This is a genomic window from Cognatundibacterium griseum, from assembly GCF_014284195.1.
Classification (GTDB): domain Bacteria; phylum Pseudomonadota; class Gammaproteobacteria; order Burkholderiales; family Burkholderiaceae_D; genus Undibacterium; species Undibacterium griseum.
In genome coordinates this window covers 76,249-96,591 of the sequence record NZ_JACOGC010000007.1, presented here as the reverse complement: position 1 = coordinate 96,591, position 20,343 = coordinate 76,249, and the positions used below count along the sequence as shown (strand labels likewise).

Here is a 20,343-nt window from a genome sequence, read left to right as displayed (position 1 = left end):
ATAGCAGGTTCTCGTTTAGTCTTTAACGACAATTGGTTCAAGCTTGTGTTTGCTTGCTGCAGCCTGAAGCCTGCCATCTTTTTTGATCGTGCTGACGAAAAGATTAATGCGCTCCAGAAAAATCTTGTCGCCCGGTGCAATCGCATAGGCATAGTCGGTCAGATGAAATGGCTTGACCGGTGCGACAAGGCGGGCCCAGTCTGTCGTTTCCAGCATGCGGCGGCTGTATGGGTAATCTGTCATAAATACGTCGGCACGTCCGGATTCCACTTCCTGCTCCCTTGTCATTGGGGGCGTGACCAGTAATATCTTTGCCTGCTTCAGTGCTTGCTGCATGACCGGCACCATGATTGTTCCGGTCTGGACGGCAATAATGTGACCGGGACGGTCAATATCGTCCCAGGTTTTGACCGATGTTCCGGATTTTGTAGTGATTGCATATATATCGCTGCGCAAGTAAGGTTGACTGAATTGCAGGCGCGCTGCTCTGGCGGCAGTGACGCCGACAGCGTGCATCGCGATGTCGCATTCATCGTTGAGCAGTTTGTCAATCAGCGTGGGGAAAGAACTGTCGACATATCTGGGATAAACACCCAGGTCTTTGGCCAGTTCCGACGCTAAATCAATATCAATGCCGCTTAACAGCTTGGTTTTCGGATTGCGGAAGGTAATGCCGTAATAATCCGGCCAGATACAGACACGGATTTCTTTTTCCCGGAGAATTTTTTGTAATCTGCCGCTGACCGCTTGTGCTTGTGCGTTTGCAATGCAGAATCCTGAAAGGCAGATTGAAAATGATATCAACGTCAGGAATGATGTGAGTAGGCGATACATTTTCATAACAGCTTCCTTTATGGGAAGGACGCGCCCTCTCTGACAATGATGACTTCCGCAAAGTAAAGATTTCGTGGCGGAAGATATGCAGCAGCGATTTTAATTGGAGCAACAGGTAAACTTGGATGACTGCCGTAAAAATATTGTTAAATAAGAGTTGAATTCATGGATAAGGAAAATATTGCTAACCGCTTTTTGGATATTCACATGCAGAGATGTTGGCAAGTGATTTGTCAAATGATGCTGTCAAGACAGTGACTGAGGATTTTTAAAAAACGAGTCCAATCTTGTTTTGATCTGTGTTTTACCTATAATGCGCATCCTTGATCAGTGTTCGCTGCGCATTTGTTGTTTTGGATGAATGCATTTTAAGAATGTTTACTCTAGAACTGTACAAGCGGCTATTAAAGCATTTAAGCTGGTGACATACTACCTGTTGAGTTTTTAGAACGATCGTTCCTTTAATTTTCCATCGGACTGTTCTTGTAACTTACATACAAAATTTTTAAGGAGACAATAATGCGTCATTATCAGTTAACGCTGGGTCTGCTGTCGGCGATGGTTTTGTCGGCATGCGGCGGTAGCGGTAGCCCAGGCCCAACGATCGACACTTCGGTAGCACGCGGCACACTGGTGGCTAATCCACCTAATCTTGTACCAATTCCTCAGGCATCCGGTCCGGCCCTGACTAAATTGGATCCTGTTGTCTTCGGCGCGATGCTGGAGGCCGCAAAGCCAGGTTTCACTCAGGTGACAGGTGTGCCCAAGTGTGCCATCTCGACGTATTACATGAAATATACAACGGTTGGCGGCGCGAATGAACCAACAGATGCGACCGGTGCAATCATGGTGCCGTCCGGCAGCGATCCCGCATGTGCTGGTCCACGTCCTGTATTGTTGTATGCGCATGGTACAACCGTCGATAAAACCTTCAATATGGCAAACCTGCGCGACAACGCAGAAGCTACGATGGTGGCTGCGATGTATGCTGCACAGGGCTTCATTGTCGTTGCATCCAACTATGCCGGTTACGATGTTTCTTCCCTGAGTTATCACCCGTACCTGAACGCAGAGCAGCAAGCGAATGATATGGTTGACTCGCTGCGCGCAGCGCGTAAAGCGTTCCCGAATATTGGCGCTCAGGATTCCGGTAAGCTGGTGATCGCGGGTTATTCGCAAGGCGGTCACGTTGCAATGGCGACACAACGCGCTATGCAGACCACTTACTCATCTGAATTTAAAGTCAGTGCTCTGGCAGGTATGTCTGGTCCTTACGCCATGGCTTTATTAGGTGATGCTGTGTTTGCTGGCAGCCCGAATGCCGGTGGCACCGTATTTTTCCCGATGATTACCACCAGCTGGCAGAAATCTTATGGTGGCCTGTATTCCACTCCGGGCGACATTTATGAAGATAAATACGCTGCGGGTATCGAAAGCCTGATCCCGGGTGCTTTGTCTTTCAGTGATTTGTTCACAACCGGAAAATTGCCGGCGACTGCACTGTTTGCTAAAAACTCTATGCCTGGCCCATCCACACCGGCTTTCAGCGTATTTTTTGGCGATGGTAATCTGATTAAAACCAGTTATCGCAACGCTTATCTGGCTGACGCACAGCAAAATCCGTGCAATGTAAATCCTGCTGATCCGCTGAACTGCACGCCAGCCAATGGTCTGCGTAAAGCCGGCGTGAAGAACGATCTGCGGAATTATGTTCCTAACGTGCCAGTGATGTTGTGCGGTGGTGGCAGCGATCCGACAGTCTTTTTTGTCAGCACTCAGGCAACAGCAGGATTCTTCCTGGCGAAGGGCTTGCCTGCAGCAGCATTGACGACACTCGACGTGGATACCAGCCCAACCAGCGCTGCCGATCCGTTTGCTGCGGCAAAAATCGGTTTTGCTCAGGTGAAAACTGCAACGATTAATGCCGCCATTGCTGCCAAGCAGGATCCGGCTGCAGCGGTTGCCAGTGTCTATCATGGCGCCTTGGTTCCACCGTTCTGCAATGCAGCTGCGCGTGGTTTTTTCCAACAAGTGCTGGCTAAATAAGCGGAGAAACGGATCATGAAAAAAACTCAAATCGCCGCTGCAGTATTGTTGGGATTGCTGTCGACAGCTTCTTTTGCCGACGAATATAACAACACCGTCAGGGCTGGTGTGATTGGCGTGTTCCTGCACCCTGAGTCACCAGACTTCACCAGTAATGGACCCGCATTCCTGACGCCTCAGCCCGCAGGGCTGACTGTTGGTAATGCAAATACGGTTTTGTTTGGTATTACGCACCGGTTGACAGATCATCTGGATCTGGATCTGACTGCAGGTTTGCCGCCAGAGCATAATGTCTATGGACGTGGCGTTCTTGGTCCTTACGGTGTGATTGCCAAAGTGAAGCAGCGCGCTCCGACTGTATTCATTAACTATAATTTTGGCGCTGCTTCTGACACATTCCGTCCCTACGTCGGTCTGGGTCTGAACTACACCCAGTTCTTTGATGCGACCGCGACGGCCTCCAATAATATCGCGACTGGCGGTCCGACAAAGATTGAACTGAAAGAGTCTTTTGGTCTGGCAGCCCAGATTGGTGCGAGGTACAAGCTGAATGAGCGCTGGTCACTGATTGGTTCCGTTGCCACAGCAAAAGTGAAAACGGATCTGACGGCGACAACCGGCAGTATTGAGCGTAAAACTAAAATCGACTTCAAACCTATCGTAGTGACATTAGGTGTCGGCTATAGTTTTTGAGTACATCTATACAAACTTGTTTCTGAGTAGATGTGAAAAAGGGGTTCTTCGGAACCCCTTTTTTTCATTTATTTGATGATGGTTGAGGCGGTGAGTGTCTTACACGATTAAATTGCAACCTGATTCCGTCCGCCATTTTTTGCCCGGTACAGCGCCCGGTCTGCCGCATCAATAAGGTCTGCTGCATTTTGATGTGGCTGCAGGGTTGCGACGCCAAAGGAGCCGGTGATGTGCGGTAAAACCTTATGCTGATCCGCAAAGATCCTGGTTTTACTGAGTTTTGTACATAAGCGCTGGGCCACACCCAGTGCGGCTTTCTGGTTGGTGCCAGGCAGAATCACCATCATTTCTTCCCCACCGTAACGGGCGGCAAAATCAGTTGGTCTCAGACCGGCATTCAGCACTTTGGCCGCGCTTTGTAAGGCATCATCTCCCAGCAGATGGCCATGTTCGTCATTGAATTTTTTAAAATGATCCAGATCCACCAGAATGATGCTCAACGGGTTACTGCTGATCAGTGCATGTTCTATCAGACCGGGCATTTGTGCATTGAGCCAGGCTCTGTTATGCAAGCCAGTCAGGCCATCAACCATTGACAGCTGGCGGTAAAATTCCCCGACTTTCTGTCGGCTGCGGATTTGTGCATTGGCGGCACGAATCCGGAAAGACAGTAATTGCAGCAGGTTGCGCGCGACACCATTCGATTCATCGATCAGCCGCCACATCGTATCTGCTTCTATGAGCAGCAGATCGCTGTCGCACAAAGCCGAGATGGTGGCGGAATGAATTTCTTCATCCAGGACGGAAATTTCCCCGACACATTCGCCGGGCAAGTATTGCGTAATCGAATTCTCAACATGATTATTATCTTCATTGAGTTTGGTGATGCCGAGTGCGCCATCGAGAACAATGTACAGCCGGGAACCCGAGCTGTTTGCGTCCAGCACAATCTGACCTGCTCTGGCTTTCACCACCGGACAATCCTGGATGATCTGGCGAATTAAAAGCAGGTCGCTGTCACTGATGTCACGGAATAAATGAATATCCTCAATTCGGTATGCGGCATTCTTAAAATACATCAATTGTTCCAAGATCGTTTTATCCAGATACATGAGCACATTAATTTATCAGGTTAAAATTTGATTCACAGCTTCCACCCGCATTTCGGTTTCTTTGAAAATAGCGAGATATTCCGTTTCACTCAGTGCCAGGGTATCCCAGGCACGTTTTGACAGCGTCGGCACGAGATCGTTCTGGTCTTCGGATAAATCAAGTGCATGTGTGATGGCATCCGCAACATGAATCACTGACGCCAGCGAGTGGATGCCGGGAATTTCCGGCTGATGATGACCACGGATGGCATCCTGCACGGCGTCGGCAAAATGCCATTGCTGGGCCAGGGCCACTCCGGCTTCAATATGATCCACCTGTAATATCGTTCTCTCTGCATCCAGCATGTAGCAGTCATGCATGTTTCTGTACTGAATCGCGGCGGCATAGCGGTCGGGGTAGGAGATGACCAGAACCAGCCGGCCTATGTCGTGCAGCAGACCGGCAGTAAATGCAAAATCGTGTTTCATATGCAGTGCGCGCGAGATCAGCTCGGCACAGATAGCAGTCGCAATACTGTGACGCCAGAACACGCGGAAATCAAATCCCTCGCAGGGTGTCGGTGGAAAACGGTTTGCCAGAATAGTTGTGCGGATCAGATTTTTAATACTTTTAACGCCGAGCAGTGAGGTTGCCTGCTGTACCGTGACTACACGGGAATTCATGCCGTAATGCGATGAGTTGGCAAGCCGAAGGACTTTCGCTGTCAGCGAATGGTCCATCGAAATTTTTTCATTAATCAGATCCAGATTATTTTCATCATTATCGAGCTCTGCCAGTAATTCCTGAGCGACTTCCGGCAGCGTAGGCAAGTCCCTGATATGCCGGATGACATCATCCAGATGAATGGAAAATCTGGTGTCAGTCGTCATGATGTACCTCTTTCGCGATAAACCTGTACATAATGTCGCAAGGTGTTTGCTGGTTCGATATCATCAGGCTGTTTCCGGAACAGTTTGGTCAGCCGAAGCCTCTGGTTCTGCAGTAATTGCTCCGCGTCCTCCGCGGAAGGCGCTTCTTTTTCCAGACAGAGTTGGGTGATGTGGTGGTTCTCAATGGAGCGCAGCATGCCATCTGTCAAGACGGTGCCGGCTGGAAGCAGGATATGGCCGACTTTATCTAAAAGGTTTTCAGCCAGGATCATACCGGCAGTAATTTTGCTTAACGGCAGGTAATGACTGTGTGTACTCATTCGGGCATCTCCTGATCAAAACCATCCGGTACAGAAATCCTTGTGCAGTGGTTCAAGGCGCTGAATGATGGATGTCTGTTCTTGTTGTGTGGCAATTTTTGATACAGATATACTACACTGCCCATCCATTTTTTCTACAGATTCATCTCAGAAATAAGTGATTTCGTTGAAAATAATCTGATCCGGGACGATTTATCTCATACTTGCTGATGAAAAATTTTATGACGAATATCCTGATACAACGTCCCCGGCTGGCGATTACTTTCGGACTGGCTCTGATCAGTATTTTATTTTTACCCGTGCACTGGGCCTGGACGACAAAAGCCCTGTTTTGCTGGAATATGGCAGTCTGGTCTTACCTGGGTCTGATGGCATGGCTGATGAGCAGAGCCAAAGGAATTCATGTGCGCGAAATCGCTCTTCAGCAGGACAGCAGCGCAATTGTCGTTCTGGCTTTGCTGTCATTATCTGCCACCATCAGTCTGGGAGCGATTATCCTGGAGCTGTCCGGCAGTAAGACTTTGCCGGCAGATATCCGAATGGCGAAATATTTTTTTGCCAGTATCACGGTTCTTGGTTCATGGCTGCTGCTGGGAGTGATTTTTTGTTTTCATTACGCACTGTTGTTCTATAACTCTCCGGAGAAACATCGCGCTTTGAGGTTTAATGATGACGAACAGATGCCGGATTACTGGGATTTCCTCTACTTTTCTTTCACGATTGCGGTGGCTGCGCAAACATCCGACGTCGCGGTGGCATCGCGCAGCGCACGCAAGACCGTGCTGGCGCATTCTGTGCTGAGTTTCCTGTTCAATCTGGCGGTATTGGGTTTTTCTATCAATATTGCGGCAGGATTGGTAGGGAACTGAGGCTGCCTGATTTGGGGCAGATCAATCAGAATCAATGATGATGGTGATGCCAGTATCGGTCGTGGTCATCGTCGTCATCCTGATCCTCATCATGCCAGTCCCGGTATCTGCGCCATGGCCTGCCGTAATTCTGCTCGACGTACACATGCTCTGTATACGGGTAAGGGGAGCTCAGTGAGACCGGAATGCCGCCGGCACGGAAATCTATTCTGAAGTAAGGGGGAAGCTGGCTGCCGCTGACCCAGCCACGGCCATCAGGCCAATACCAGGTGCGGAACTGAGGTGAAAAATAGATTTGCCGGGCGGGGTAGTAAATGTATTGGTAACCGGGAGAGTAACGACGTACCTGCTCTGTTTCATATCGCTCATGTCCTTCCCGCTCGCCATGTTCATGAGCCTGTACGTTGTTTGAGATGATTGTCGTCGTGGCCAGCATCAGCATGGCGCAGGCAGTCAGACGTGATAATAAAGTGGTGGACATGGTAATTCTCCTGTTGTTCTGGCGTGGATAGTTCTGCAACGTCTTTCATTACCGCCGCGATGACATGAAATTCTGTGCGGGCAGTAAGAACTGCAACAGGATGTTTCTTCCATGTCGTGCGTCTATGGACAGAATGAAAAAAATCATTCGTGATTCGTTTCTTTTCATGTTAAAACGCCTGCACGGATATTCATTTAAAACATTCAACGATGGCACTTAACTATATTTGGACCGGATTTTTTCTGGTCAGCTTTATTGCGGCACTGGCTCAATGGCTGTTGCTGGGCGATGCCGATGTTTTCAAGCGCATCATGGATGGCACATTTGAATCCGCCCGCCTCGGCGTCATGGATGTCGCGCTGCCTTTGGCGGGTGTGATGACGCTGTGGCTGGGAATGATGAATATTGGTGAAAAAGCCGGTGTTATCGGTTTTTTTGCAAAAGTGATCGGCCCTTTTTTTGCACGTATTTTCCCGGGAGTACCCAGTGATCATCCGGCAAACGGGCACATGGTCATGAATTTCTCCGCCAACTTGCTTGGTCTGGATAATGCAGCCACCCCCTTTGGTCTGAAAGCCATGGAAAGCCTGCAGACATTAAATCCGAAAAAAGAAGAGGCGAGTGATGCGCAGATTATGTTTCTGGTACTCCACACCTCCGGCCTGACCTTGATTCCGCTGGCGATCATGGCGCAACGGGCCGTGCTGGGCGCGAAAGACCCGTCGGATATTTTCATTCCCTGTCTGATTGCGACCTATGTGGCGACGCTGGTCGGATTGCTTGCGGTGGCAGTTTGCCAGCGCATCAATCTGTTGCAGCCGGTGGTGATTTCCTGGCTGGGAGGCATCAGTGCCCTGATGATCGGACTGGTCTGGTATATGAGCCAGTACATGAGCCGTGCAGAAATAGAGCTGTTTTCACGGGTCAGCAGTAATTTGTTGTTGCTGACGATCGTGGTGGGGTTTATGGCTGCAGCGATGAGAAAGAAAATTAATGTCTATGACGCTTTTATCGAAGGCGCCAAAGGCGGTATTCAGACCTCGTTGACGGTGATTCCGTATCTGGTCGGCATGCTGGTCGCCATTGGTGTGTTGAGAAATTCGGGAGTGCTGAGTTATATCGTTGCCGGTTTCAATTGGGTATTTACGCAAGCGGGTCTGAACACTGATTTCACCTCAGCTTTGCCTGCGGCACTGATGCGGCCTCTGAGCGGCAGCGGGTCGCGAGCGATCATGATTGACGTTATCAAAACGTATGGCGTGGATTCTTTTGTCGGACGCCTGGCATGTATCTTTCAGGGATCTGCAGATACGACGTTTTATATTGTCGCTTTATATTTCGGCTCTGTCGGAATCCGTAAGACACGCTACGCCATTACCGTTGGGCTGATTGCTGATCTGGCCGGTGTGATTGCTGCAATTTTTGTGGCCTACCTGTTTTTCCATTGATGAATGTGCGGGCTGTTCAGATCAGCCCAGCCCGCTGCCAGACAACATTTCTGAATAACTGTTTACTTTGGTACGGTATTCAGCCGCAATACCGGATATTGCTGATACTGCTGATCCCATGAAGCGTGCCGGCGCGCAAAATACTCGAGCCGAGCCGCCGGATTTTTGGCGAATGCCTGATCTTCCTTTAATTGCTTTTCAAAAGCCGCTTTCAGTTCGGGTGAGGCTGCCAGCTGTTCCCGCGCCACTTCTTCAGCCACATACGCTTCCATGTATTCTTTTTGCTCGAACATATTGTTGAACAATCCCCAGTTAACCAGGGCATCTGGTGCCTGTGGCTCAAACATTGCCACCACCAAAGCCGACTTGGGCTGGGCAATCGGGATGAATAAAGCGCCCTTGCCGACACTTTGCCGGGTCGCCACCCAGTTTCCTTTCAGTTGTAATATTTGATGACCTTCGACAGACTCTGGCGACAACGTGGCTTTGGCAGTCGCAAATCGCTCGGCATCAATCTGATTCAGTGCCGTATTGAGTGTCTGAAACTGCAGTCCGTGAACACGCAATTTTTCAATGACTGAGCGGGCATGCGATGCCGGTACCAGATAACCTCCCAATGGCGCCTGAACAAGTGCATCAGGCAGGATCTCATCACGGAGCTTAACGTTCCAGATCTGCGGCTTTGTCTCGTCATAACTGGTCATCAGTGCACCGGAAATCTCGGATGGCTTTCTGGTGTAAGCATAGCCGCGGAAGGCGATCATTTTGAACTGCTCGCTGGCCTTATAGGTTACCGGTATATTTTTACCGCCATTGCTGACCGCGCGCATATCGGCTTCCAGTGCGATTTTCCGCCACTCTGCACCGTATCTGGATACTTGCTCAAGGACCGAAATAATCGTGTTACGAGTGATTCTGACCCGTGTCGGATACGTTTTCCAGGAATGCGTTTCCACCAGCATGCCAAATCGGTTTCTCAACTGGAAATATCCGTGTGAAAAACGTGGTGCAGGCACGCCGTCGGTAAATCCCGACATGGGGTCATCGTCCTTATTGAACGACATGTAAAAAGGTAATGGTAGCGAACCCGATTTGCTCAGATCGGTAATCACATTATTCTGTAATGTTTTGCCGGCCTCCCTGAGTGCGTTATCCCCTGCATGAACCGGTTCGACCTGAATCGAAATATCATGTTCAAACTTGGCGCCATCGGTGACGTGCAGATCTACCGTCAGCAACGGATCCCATTGGTTAATCAGCCGCAGCATGGACTGCATTTCAACAGTATCTGCTTTCAGATAGTCCCGGTTCAGGTTGTAATTCTGCGCTGTCGTGCGCCAGCCCATTTGTTCCGGGCCGCGCTGATTTGGTCGGTTCCACGCACCGAATCTTTCATGGCCGTCTACATTAAAGACGGGGACAAAAATCAATACCTGTTTATCTAAGGCTTCTTTGGCAGCAGTATTGTCCAGCAGCTCTTTGAGCGCCAGAAAACCAGCGTCTTTGCCATCGATTTCCCCTGCGTGAATCCCGCCTTGTATCAATGTGACTGGCAGCAGTTTTTCTTTTGCGAGATAAGGTGTGAAGGCACCGGTTCTGGTCGCGATCAGTGCCAGCATCGGGCGCCCCTCCGGTGTTCGGCCAAATTCCTGGCAACGGATCGCTTTGGGGTAATTTTTCTGGAAATTCCGGCACAGTAATTCCACTTCATCATAGCGGCCGGTTTTCTGATAAGCGCTTTGTTCTGCCAGCGTGGTCAGCGTATCCGCAGCAAAGCATGCGCTGCTTGCGAGCAGCACAGCCAAATAAAAAGACAGTCGTTTCATCAGTCAGAAATCATCAAAATATCAGCGCGTTTGCTGAAGTAAGGTGAGTGGAAGTGGCGGAGTTCAGCAGGATGGAGATTTGATCCGTCGTTGCCACCATGCTGCTTTGCTGAGTAATGCTCCCTGATCCAGCGTGGTCAGCTGCCGTTCCTGCATGACGCATTGTCCATTAATCCAGACATGACTGACTTGTTCCCTGCCGCTGGCATAAACAATCTGGGACACCGGATCAAATAAAGGCTGGGTTTCAATGCAGGACAGATCAATCGCAATGAGGTCGGCGAATTTACCCGGAACCAGGCTGCCGGTTTGTTGTTCCATGCCCAGTGCTTTGGCGCCTGCCAGGGTTGCCATCTCCAGTGCCTGATGTGCTGTCAGTGCCGATGGGTTACCGGATTCTGCTTTGGCGAGGAGGGCGGCAAGACGGACATCGCCCAATAAATCGAGTTTGTTATTACTGGCTGCACCATCGGTGCCGATACCGACATTGACGCCGGCGTTCTGCATGGCATGAATACGGGCAAAGCCGGATGCGAGCTTCAGGTTGCTGGCCGGATTATGCGCGACGCTGACGCCAGTGTTAGCGAGCAAGGTAATTTCCTCATCGCTGGCATGCACGACATGGGCCGCAATCAGTTTCTGACTTAATAAGCCCAGCTGATGCAGGCGTTGCAGGGGCCGCATGCCGTATTGCTGGAGGCTGCTGTTGATTTCATCTTCCGTTTCGTGAATATGGCAATGAATGCCGATACCGTACTGATCTGCCGTCCGGATAATTTTCTGAAATGTTGTATCAGCCACGGTGTACGGAGCGTGCGGCGCCAGTCGGAAGTCGATGCATTGCTGATTTTCAAAACTGGCCCGGGCATTCATTGCCTTCTGCAGATATTCATCAGCATTTTGCGCGTAATTGGTCGGGAATTCGAGAATGCTGCAACCCACAATTGTTCGCATGCCTGACTGGACGCCGGCACGAGCAACGGCATCATGGTAGAAATACATATCATTCACGGTGGTTGTTCCGCCACGGATCATTTCCGCCATCGCATAACAGCTGCCGTCAAAGACGAATTCGTCCGAAACATGCTGTTTTTCGGCTGGCCAGATATGATGATTCAGCCAATCCATGAGTGCCAGGTCATCCGCCAGGCCACGCAGCAGACTCATGGCCGAATGGGCATGCAGATTGATGAGTCCGGGCATCAGGGCATGTGTTGTCAGCGGAATATGCGATGCTTCGGCATACTGGCGGCGCGCATCTGCGGCAGGCAGAATATCAAGAATGCTGTTGTCCTGCATGACCAGTGCATGATCGGACAGGACGGTGGCAGCAGGTTCGACAGGAATTAAGTATTGAGGATAGAGGCAGGTAGTTTGTGTCATGGCAATCTTCCGGATAAGCTGTCATTATATCCACAATGCATCAGATCACATTTGCTCATGCACTCTTTGAACAAGCTTGAATTGGCGTTCTGATTGTTTGCCGGGTTTGTTCAGAACAAAAATTTTAGCGTGATTTCATTTTCAGGATTCAGACGATGACACATTTTGTTTTTCCCGCCCCCGCAATACCGGCATTACCGATTGCTGGCTCTGATCTGTTGTTTCCGGTTAACCGGATTTATTGTGTGGGACGTAATTACGCGGATCATGCGATAGAGATGGGTGGGACGGGAAAAGAACCGCCGTTTTTCTTCATGAAGCCGGGTAATGCGGTGTTACCGGTCGGACAGGGTGAGACAGGCAAAATGCCTTATCCGCCCAAAACGGAAGATCTGCACCATGAGATTGAACTCGTAGTGGCAATTGGCCGGCCGGGCAGCAAAATTCCGGTGGATGAGGCAGAAAGTTATATCTGGGGATACGCTGTGGGTCTGGACATGACGCGCCGTGATTTACAGGCCGAAGCCAAAAAACAGGGGCGTCCCTGGTGTACCGCCAAGGGCTTCGATTATTCTGCCCCTGTCGGTGAACTCATGCCACGTGCCGCCACGGGCGATATCAGCCATGCCGGAATCCGTTTGTCCGTGAATGGCGCGGAGCGGCAGCACAGCAAGATCAGTAAAATGATCTGGAACGTGCCGGAAATTATTTCTGCCTTGTCGGAGTTATACACGCTGCAGGCCGGTGATCTGATTTTTACCGGCACGCCGGAAGGGGTTGCCGCGGTTAAGCGGGGTGATGTGCTGGAAGGTGCGATTGATCTGCTGGGATCTTTGACTGTCGAAATTATTTAACTGGAATACGTATGAAACTATATGGTTATTTCAGAAGCTCTGCTTCTTACCGCGTCAGAATCGGACTCAATCTCAAGGGGCTGGAGTACGAACAGGCAGCGATTCATCTGGTGAATCATGGTGGCGAACAATTGTCTGAGGCCTATCGCCAGCTCAATCCCGAAGCCTTGGTTCCCGCATTGACGGATACGGTCGCAGGGGAGCAAGTGGTGCTCACACAGTCATTTGCCATTCTGGAGTATCTGGATGAGGTATATCCGGATCATCCTTTACTGCCGGCAGATCCGGTGGCGAGAGCAGAAGTGCGTGCGCTCTCCTTGTCGATTGCATGTGAAATTCATCCGTTGAATAATCTGCGTGTGCTGAAATATTTGACGGGAGCGCTGGGATTGTCCGATACCGACAAAAATAACTGGTACCGGCATTGGTGCGAATCAGGGCTGGCTGTCATAGAAAAAAAACTGGCAGCACAAAAGACGCGGGGGAAGTATTGTTTCGGTGATACCCCAGGTTTTGCGGATTGCTTCCTGATACCTCAGATTGCGAATGCCCAGCGCTTCAAATGTGATTTGTCAGGCATGCCGGTACTGATGAAAATCAATGAAGCCTGCCAGACACATCCTGCATTCATCAAGGCGATGCCCTCAAATCAGCCCGATGCAGAATAACTGATTGATCCGGTGCCGTCAGCCGGATGTTTTTTGCCAATTTTCCGGCGACGGCTTTTAGTTCGGAAGGTGGCCGGAAGACTCTTTGCCGATCAGCGCATCATTTAAAACGGAGATCAGCAAAGACCGGGTCAGTTTCGATTTAGTGGTGTAACCGTCAATCGCGAACTGATGGCTGACCTTGTCTTCTGGCGCGTAACCGGGTTGCCCGGTGCGCAGCACGATTTTCAGATCTTTTTTTGCCAGTTCGTCCCGGATGACTTTAACCAGCTTCAGACCGGCATCCACGGTTTCCATTACCACGTCGAGTAAAACCAGCGATAAATCAGGATGCGCGAGAATCAATTCTTGCGCTTCTTTGGCTGAATACGCATGTAGGAATTCAAGAGGTCTGCCATGAATGCGCACACCGCTCAGCGCCAGCAGGGTCGTGTCATGAACATTGGCATCATCATCCGTGATCAGTATTTTCCACGGATGCAGCGCTCTTTTCAGATGAGAATCCAGCGGTTCCTCATCCAGGAAATCAATAAGGTCGTCGTCCAGACTGCCGGTGGCAGCAATCTCGTGATTGCTGCAGGCGATCAGACGCTGAATGTTAACAAACCCAGTGCATCCTGAGAGCTGACCTGAGCCAACGCTGACCAGGATGCTGTTCTTTTGCAAGCCGGGCGTTTTACTGTGTTCTGATTTCATCAGTGTTCCCCTGGTGCTTGAATAGATTGTTTTTCTTCCTGAATAGTATGTGATGCCGCCTCCTTAATCAAGGGTATGAAAAACAAAGTGACATTCCTCCAAATAATGTTGTAACTGACGATGATTTTTTCATTTTACCCGGAGGGAATGGTACTATTTTGAGCTATCTACAGGAAATCTGCCGAGTCTGACCGGAACGCACCGAGAGCAAAATTCTGATGCCTGCCTTTCATTGTGATGCTGCTGTCTGTATGCTCCGGAAAAAATTCCTCTACGCGCCGAATGGCATCGACGGGATAACTTTCTTACTCTGACATTAGCAATACCGGAAATTTTATGCACCAGATAAATGTTTTCTTTGCTAATGATGTATCGGTACTGGTATATGCATTGGCTGCACTGGCTTTGCTGGCCTTGCCTAAAATCAGCGCTGATTTTAGCGCTTCCCGCTACTGGGCATTTGCCTGCGGGCTGCAGGCCTGTCGTCATGCGCTGGATTTTTTTTACGGCGTATTCCCTTATCTTGATATTGCAGAAGCGTTTTTCTTTTTTGCGTATGCCAGTGCCCTATGGCTTGGTGTGCGCTTTTGTCTGCGACAGCCACTTCATGTGATCGAGATGATGTCCGGACTGGCTCTGGCGGTTATGTGGGTGCTCGTGACGCACCTGTCAGAGTTGACGGATGGCGGACGTGTGGCATCGAAGGTAGCTTATCCTGTTTTTATTTTTTTAGCCATTGGGATTTCTGCCTGGCGCCATCGCGGTAATGTCAACAATGCACCGGCCTTAGTCATTCCATTGGCAGTGTTATTGATCGCAGATGCGGTGATATTGGTGCTGTTGAATCTGTTTGACGAATTTTCCAATCAGGGGCAGATATTGCGGGGAGGCCGTAACCTGATCGAAATTGCGGTCATTTTTCTGACGATTTTGTCCGAAATTTCCCGCTTGAATGAAAAATTATCTTCCCCCGTAAATGAAGAGAAATTATCAGCCAAAACGGATGACGCTGAATTGCAACAAGCGCGCATGGCTTTATTTGAAAAAATTTTTCAACTGGTTCCTGATGCGTTGCTGATTACCAGAGATAGTGATGGCCGTTATCTGGAAGTGAACCGGCACTGGGAGCGTGTTACTGGTTATTCACGGGAAGAATCGCTGGGATGTTTTTCCGGAGAACTGAGCCTTTGGCGGGATGCTTCAGTCCGCGACAAAATGGTGTCTTTGCTGAGGGATGACGGTGAGGTGCATCACTTTGATGCCGAGTTCCGTCATAAACAAGGGCATTCATTCCATGTATCTATTTCTGCTACCCGCTTTAACGCAGGCGAAGAGGCTTATGTTATGTATGTCATGCAGGACATCACAGCGCTGCATGAAGCTGAGATCAAACGTGAAATCGCGGAACGGGAGTTGCAAGAACGAGAGAAAATTTTATCAACGGTTTTTCAACTGGTACCAGAGACGCTGACCATTACGAAATTAGAGTCCGGACAATATCTCGATGTGAACCGGAACTGGGAGCCTCTGAGTGGCTATACCAGAAATGAAGCGATCGGACATACCTCGGCAGAACTGAATCTGTGGGCAGACCCTCAGCAGCGCACAGACCTGATTGCCCGCATTAACAACGATGGTGAAGTCAGGGATGTTCAGGTCGCTTTCCGGCATAAAGATGGCCATATCGTTCAGTGCTGCATTTCCGGAACCCGTTTTGGGCTGGAGAATAAAGAATATTTATTGCTGACATCCAGGAGTATCGAGGCAGATATTCAGGCTGAGAATGCACGGGTCCTGGCAGAAAATCTCACCAGAGAGAACGAAAAAAAATATGCAACTTTATTCCAGTTGTCCCCGATTCCGCTGGGCTTGATGGATATTGATAAACGAGAGATTATTGAGATCAATGATATCTGGAGCAGGCAGTTTGGTTACGTGCGCGATCTGGTTTGCAATGCCGAACATGCGCATCATTTCTGGGTCAGTAACCAGCAGCCGGAAATAGCGATTCAACAGCTGTTGAATGGTAAAAATGTTGAACAGGTTGAGGTCAGCGTCAGACATGCTTCCGGTACGGTGATGACATGTCTGATGTCAGCCAGGCTGATGAGTGCGAATGCAGGAAGAGTATGTATTTTCTCGCTGATGGATGTTACCCGGCAGTACCAGATTGAGAAAGAAATCCGGGAAATTTCCAATGAACTGGAATTGCGTGTTGAGCAGCGCACCCAGAATTTGCAGGAGGCCAATGCCGAGCTGGCTTGTGCAATGGAATCTCTGCGGCACACTCAGGAGGAACTGATCCGTTCCGAAAAAATGGCGGCTCTGGGTTCGCTGGTTGCCGGAATCGCTCACGAATTGAATACGCCACTGGGAAACAGTGTGACTGTTGCCAGTACGCTGCAGGATCAGACGCGCGAGTTTGCCGCGATGATTTCAGCAGGCCAGCTGAAGCGCTCTGTACTCGAGCAGTATCTGGAGGTGGCGACGCATGGCGCCGACCTGCTGATGCGCAATCTGGAGGCCGCGCGGGACCTGATTGGCAGCTTTAAACAGGTGGCCGTTGACCAGTCGAGTAATCAGCGAAGAACCTTCGATTTAAAACTGGTGCTGGATGAAATCATTGCTACCTTGGCGCCGATGTATAAAAAAACACCCTATATATTGAAGCTGGATTTGCAGGCAGGGATTAAGATGGACAGTTATCCCGGCCCGCTGGGGCAGATCATGACGAATTTCGTGACGAACGCAATTGTGCACGCGTTTGATGGCCGTGATCATGGTGAAATACGTGTGTATAGCCGGCTGGTGGGTGACAGTCAGGTGGAAATTATTTTTTCTGATGACGGTATCGGTATCGGTGAGAGCGATCAGAAAAAAGTGTTCGACCCATTTTTCACTACCAAACTGGGGCAGGGTGGCTCAGGGCTCGGCATGAATATTGTCTACAACCTGGTGACCGGCGTATTAGGTGGTGAAATTCGTCTGCAGAGCAAGACTGGTGAAGGAACCAGTTTCATATTGTTGTTGCCTTGTGTCGCACCGCATATCTCAGGCGAGCTGCCAGCCATTCAGTGATCTGGATAGCATCTGCAACGCTGTGTACTGATCTTCGCTGTGGCAGTACAGATCAGCTTTCCGATGGTCTTACGATGTCGTGATGAATCTACTGTCATTGGGAACTTTTATTTTTATGATATGTCTGAACTGGGAAAATTATCTTCTGTTTCCGCAAGTATCACTCATATCATTTCTCCATGCCCACGCGATTCCCAAGTTTTTCCCTGAACCTGATGGCGATGTCGGTTTTACTGGCCTGTCATTCCTTCTCATACGCACAACAGAGCAGCGCTACACCGCCTGTTACCGCGGGTGACACAGATGCTTCTGTCAATGAACAGAAAAAAAAGCAGAAACCTGACAGCACCCCGATTCAGAAGGTCGAAGTTCAGGGTAATCGCACGTACGATGAGCGCCGTCAGGATACGGCAACCAAAATCGTTGTGACGCAGGAAGACATTGTCCGTTACGGAGATACCACGGTCGGCGACGTGCTCAAGCGTTTGCCCGGTATCACGATCGGTGGTGTGCAGGGACGCGGTGGTGAGATCCGTATGCGTGGTCTCGGTTCCGGTTATACCCAGATTATGCTCAATGGCGAGCCTAGTCCCCCCGGGTTTTCGCTCGACTCGCTGTCGCCCGATCTGATTGAACGGATTGAGATCATCCGCGCAGCGACAGCAGAATACAGTACCCAGGCGATCGCCGGAGCGATCAATATCGTCTTAAAAAAAGCAGTGCAGACCGCACAGAAAGAAATCAAGATCGGCGGCCAGCAGGATGGCGGTCAATGGGGTGAAAATGCCAATTTCCAGATTTCTGATAAGGCTGGACGTTACTCTTACTCGATCTCGGGCAACCTGAATCATGGCCGCTATGAGCGTCCTTCTTACTTTGACGAGCTCGTCACCAATGCGGCCGGACAAACAAATTTACTGCGTCATACTGATCAGCTGGGATGGGGAACTTTTAATGGCGTCGGGCTGGCACCGCGTGTGAATATTAATCTGCAGAATGGAGATACCATCACCACCCAGAGTTTTATTAACGCCAGCCGGTTTTCCGGGAATTTTTCAGAAAATTCCCAGACGGCGATGGGGCCATTACCTACGTATGTCAGTGACTTGCAACGGGTTCAATCAGATTTCGCCATGATCCGGACTAATCTGAACTGGATCCATAAGCTGGCAGACAGCGCCAAGCTGGATATCAAACTGGGGTTGAATTATAACCATCGTAATTCCGACGTCGATCTGCTTGGTTATGGCCTGAATGCCGCACAGATACTGGGTCGTAAAACGACTTCGGGCGCCAGCGACAAAGGTCTGACAACCAGCGGTAAATATTCCGCGTCATTGATTGAAGATCATGCTTTTGTTTTCGGCTGGGATGGTGCATACAGCAAGCGGAATGAAGAGCGACTGCAGAATGACGTGGTCAGTGCCGGCAGCATGTTGACGCCGATCAATCTGAATGAGGTGTTTTATGCAGATGTGACGCGCATGGCTTTATTTGCCCAGGACGAATGGAATGTCACCAAACAGTGGTCTGTCTATACCGGTTTGCGCTGGGAGGCGCTGGATACCCGCAGTCAGGGTAGTGCTTATAGCGAGGTAAGGAATAAATCCAGTGTCTGGAGCCCGATTTTACAAACATTGTGGAAGCTGCCGGACAGTAAAAATGACCAGGTGCGATTCGGTATTACCCGCACCTATAAAGCGTCGGATACGGGCCAACTGATTCCCCGTCGTTATATCTCAAATAATAACAGTGCGACCAGTCCTGACAGCATGGGAAATCCTGAGCTGAAACCAGAACTGGCTTGGGGCATTGATGCCGCATTTGAGCATTATCTCCCTGATGGTGGCATGCTCAGCGCCAGCGTTTATATGCGCCATATTAATGACATCATTCGTACGCAATTGAATTATTTCAATGGCTTATGGGTGACGATGCCTGTCAACGATGGTGTGGCGAATACCAAGGGCATTGAGCTGGAAGCGAAGTTTCCGCTGCGGTCCGTCATGAAGGATGCGCCAGCGATTGATTTTCGTGCCAACCTGTCCTTGAACTGGTCGGATCTGAAAACGGTTCCGGGACCGAATAACCGCCTGGATTCTCAAACACCTGTCAGCGCGAATATCGGTCTTGATTACAAGCTCGATAGCCTGCCGTTGACTATCGGTGGAAATGCCAGTTTCCAGGATGCAGGTCCGGTCAGAATCTCGGCCGCACAAAGCAAATATTCTGTGCCGAAGCGAGTGCTGGATCTGTATGCCTTGTGGAAATTTGATCCTAAAACCACGCTCAGGATTTCACTGGCGAACATGCTTCATCAGGATAATATTTCTTCCAGTACGTATGCTGACAACAGCGGCTCTGTCACGCAGACAAATATAACGCCGACAACCGTCGCTGTCCGTGCCATGTTTGAGCATAAGTTTTAATCAAAGTGTTGCACCGAAAAAAAGCCAGCAGATGCTGGCTTTTTTATAGTCATTGACTCTGACGCAGGAAACGTACGGTGATTATTTAGTTCGTTTGCGGCAGGCTAATGGCAGATATTCCGGTGGCAGGGTGGTTTTGTCTTCCCCTTTGACTGTCATTTTATCCGGCACTGCACCGCCGGCGCACACCCAGGTAACCGGGACAATATGTGCATCTTCAATTACCGCTGGACGCAGAGTCAGTATCTTTTTCTGGATAGCGTTGCTGGCGCTGTTTCCAAAGGTGATGTGTATTGCGCCGTTATCTACAGTGACGGCGCTGACATAGGTGCCGACAATTTTTTCAGGCACGGGCAAACCGGCAGACAGGTTATTCTGTGGTAAATCCTGATTGCTGGCCCAGGCAGCTTCAACCGGTTTTTTGACGAAAGCAGTCAATGGTATTGATGACTCAATCTGGTCTTTTACCATCTTATAGAGCAGGGATGGCGCTGCCATTGCGCCCAGTATGGCGATGATGGCAATCACTGCGAGAACTTCAAGTAAAGAAAAACCGTTTTTTGTTTTCATATGAATTCAAAAATGCAGAAGGGGTGAACGCGGACTGTTATCCTGACCCGGCACGATTGCAACATCTCTAACAAGAACATGACATCATCACCGCGATCACTGATAATGCCGTCTCGTTATGCGCATGCCGCTCAATCCGTAACAGATAAAACTGATCAACCAATAA

At 49.8% G+C, this 20,343-nt stretch carries 17 protein-coding genes; 8 read left to right on the top strand and 9 right to left on the bottom strand.

All coding sequences use genetic code 11. The annotated features are described in order from the left end of the window. Positions 1 to 15: 15 nt before the first annotated feature. On the bottom strand, positions 16 to 840 hold the full coding sequence (locus tag H8K27_RS15060; protein ID WP_186863992.1) for a substrate-binding periplasmic protein: 825 nt from the start codon (positions 838 to 840) through the stop codon (positions 16 to 18). Between the two features lie 513 nt (positions 841 to 1,353). Here H8K27_RS15060 and H8K27_RS15055 point away from each other — a divergent pair. Continuing rightward, complete coding sequence (locus tag H8K27_RS15055) at positions 1,354 to 2,880, top strand: alpha/beta hydrolase family protein (protein ID WP_186863991.1); 1,527 nt, start codon at positions 1,354 to 1,356, stop codon at positions 2,878 to 2,880. Between the two features lie 15 nt (positions 2,881 to 2,895). Beyond that, entirely contained in the window at positions 2,896 to 3,573 is a 678-nt protein-coding gene (locus H8K27_RS15050) for an OmpW/AlkL family protein (RefSeq protein ID WP_186863990.1), read from the top strand. A 107-nt stretch (positions 3,574 to 3,680) separates the two neighbouring features. Here H8K27_RS15050 and H8K27_RS15045 read toward each other — a convergent pair whose 3' ends face one another. The 3 genes from H8K27_RS15045 to H8K27_RS15035 are packed head-to-tail and all read right to left on the bottom strand — an operon-like array spanning position 3,681 to position 5,875. Further along, the gene (locus H8K27_RS15045) at positions 3,681 to 4,652 is read right to left on the bottom strand and encodes a GGDEF domain-containing protein (protein WP_230419373.1); all 972 of its coding nucleotides are present in this window, start codon (positions 4,650 to 4,652) and stop codon (positions 3,681 to 3,683) included. 48 nt (positions 4,653 to 4,700) lie between these two features. After that, complete coding sequence (locus H8K27_RS15040) at positions 4,701 to 5,555, bottom strand: HDOD domain-containing protein (RefSeq protein WP_186863988.1); 855 nt, start codon at positions 5,553 to 5,555, stop codon at positions 4,701 to 4,703. Continuing rightward, complete coding sequence (locus H8K27_RS15035) at positions 5,552 to 5,875, bottom strand: hypothetical protein (protein WP_186863987.1); 324 nt, start codon at positions 5,873 to 5,875, stop codon at positions 5,552 to 5,554. Before H8K27_RS15035 ends, H8K27_RS15040 begins: the two co-directional genes overlap by 4 nt. Positions 5,876 to 6,096: 221 nt before the next feature. Here H8K27_RS15035 and H8K27_RS15030 point away from each other — a divergent pair, with 221 nt between their 5' ends. After that, positions 6,097 to 6,744, top strand: a complete 648-nt coding sequence (locus H8K27_RS15030) for a DUF1345 domain-containing protein (protein WP_186863986.1) — start codon at positions 6,097 to 6,099, stop codon at positions 6,742 to 6,744. Positions 6,745 to 6,775: 31 nt separating this feature from the next. On the opposite strand, the gene H8K27_RS15025 is transcribed toward H8K27_RS15030, so the two are convergent. Further along, complete coding sequence (locus H8K27_RS15025; protein WP_186863985.1) at positions 6,776 to 7,225, bottom strand: hypothetical protein; 450 nt, start codon at positions 7,223 to 7,225, stop codon at positions 6,776 to 6,778. A gap of 209 nt (positions 7,226 to 7,434) precedes the next feature. Here H8K27_RS15025 and H8K27_RS15020 point away from each other — a divergent pair, with 209 nt between their 5' ends. Next, positions 7,435 to 8,673 carry a nucleoside recognition domain-containing protein gene (locus H8K27_RS15020; RefSeq protein WP_186863984.1) on the top strand — a complete coding sequence of 413 codons (1,239 nt, stop codon included), beginning with the start codon at positions 7,435 to 7,437 and terminating at the stop codon, positions 8,671 to 8,673. Positions 8,674 to 8,735: 62 nt separating this feature from the next. On the opposite strand, the gene H8K27_RS15015 is transcribed toward H8K27_RS15020, so the two are convergent. Together H8K27_RS15015 and H8K27_RS15010 are read right to left on the bottom strand one after the other, a co-directional pair. Then, entirely contained in the window at positions 8,736 to 10,499 is a 1,764-nt protein-coding gene (locus H8K27_RS15015; protein WP_186863983.1) for a M14 family metallopeptidase, read from the bottom strand. Positions 10,500 to 10,562: 63 nt separating this feature from the next. Beyond that, the gene (locus H8K27_RS15010) at positions 10,563 to 11,882 is read right to left on the bottom strand and encodes a TRZ/ATZ family hydrolase (RefSeq protein ID WP_186863982.1); all 1,320 of its coding nucleotides are present in this window, start codon (positions 11,880 to 11,882) and stop codon (positions 10,563 to 10,565) included. Between the two features lie 155 nt (positions 11,883 to 12,037). Here H8K27_RS15010 and H8K27_RS15005 point away from each other — a divergent pair, with 155 nt between their 5' ends. Together H8K27_RS15005 and maiA are read left to right on the top strand one after the other, a co-directional pair. Next, the gene (locus H8K27_RS15005; protein ID WP_186863981.1) at positions 12,038 to 12,736 is read left to right on the top strand and encodes a fumarylacetoacetate hydrolase family protein; all 699 of its coding nucleotides are present in this window, start codon (positions 12,038 to 12,040) and stop codon (positions 12,734 to 12,736) included. 11 nt (positions 12,737 to 12,747) lie between these two features. After that, a complete protein-coding gene (gene maiA, locus H8K27_RS15000) occupies positions 12,748 to 13,404 on the top strand; it encodes a maleylacetoacetate isomerase (RefSeq protein WP_186863980.1) in 657 nt (218 codons plus the stop codon). 57 nt (positions 13,405 to 13,461) lie between these two features. On the opposite strand, the gene H8K27_RS14995 is transcribed toward maiA, so the two are convergent. Beyond that, positions 13,462 to 14,100, bottom strand: coding sequence for a response regulator (locus tag H8K27_RS14995; RefSeq protein WP_186863979.1), 639 nt, complete (start codon positions 14,098 to 14,100; stop codon positions 13,462 to 13,464). Between the two features lie 336 nt (positions 14,101 to 14,436). Between H8K27_RS14995 and H8K27_RS14990 the strand changes: the two genes are divergently transcribed. Both H8K27_RS14990 and H8K27_RS14985 read left to right on the top strand, forming a co-directional pair. Further along, positions 14,437 to 17,178, top strand: a complete 2,742-nt coding sequence (locus H8K27_RS14990) for a PAS domain S-box protein (protein WP_186863978.1) — start codon at positions 14,437 to 14,439, stop codon at positions 17,176 to 17,178. Between the two features lie 179 nt (positions 17,179 to 17,357). Continuing rightward, a complete protein-coding gene (locus tag H8K27_RS14985; RefSeq protein ID WP_186863977.1) occupies positions 17,358 to 19,607 on the top strand; it encodes a TonB-dependent receptor plug domain-containing protein in 2,250 nt (749 codons plus the stop codon). Between the two features lie 81 nt (positions 19,608 to 19,688). Here the strand turns inward: H8K27_RS14985 and H8K27_RS14980 are convergent, their stop codons facing one another. After that, positions 19,689 to 20,177: a pilin gene (locus H8K27_RS14980; protein WP_186863976.1), complete on the bottom strand. Its 489-nt coding sequence runs from the start codon at positions 20,175 to 20,177 to the stop codon at positions 19,689 to 19,691. Positions 20,178 to 20,343 lie beyond the last annotated feature (166 nt).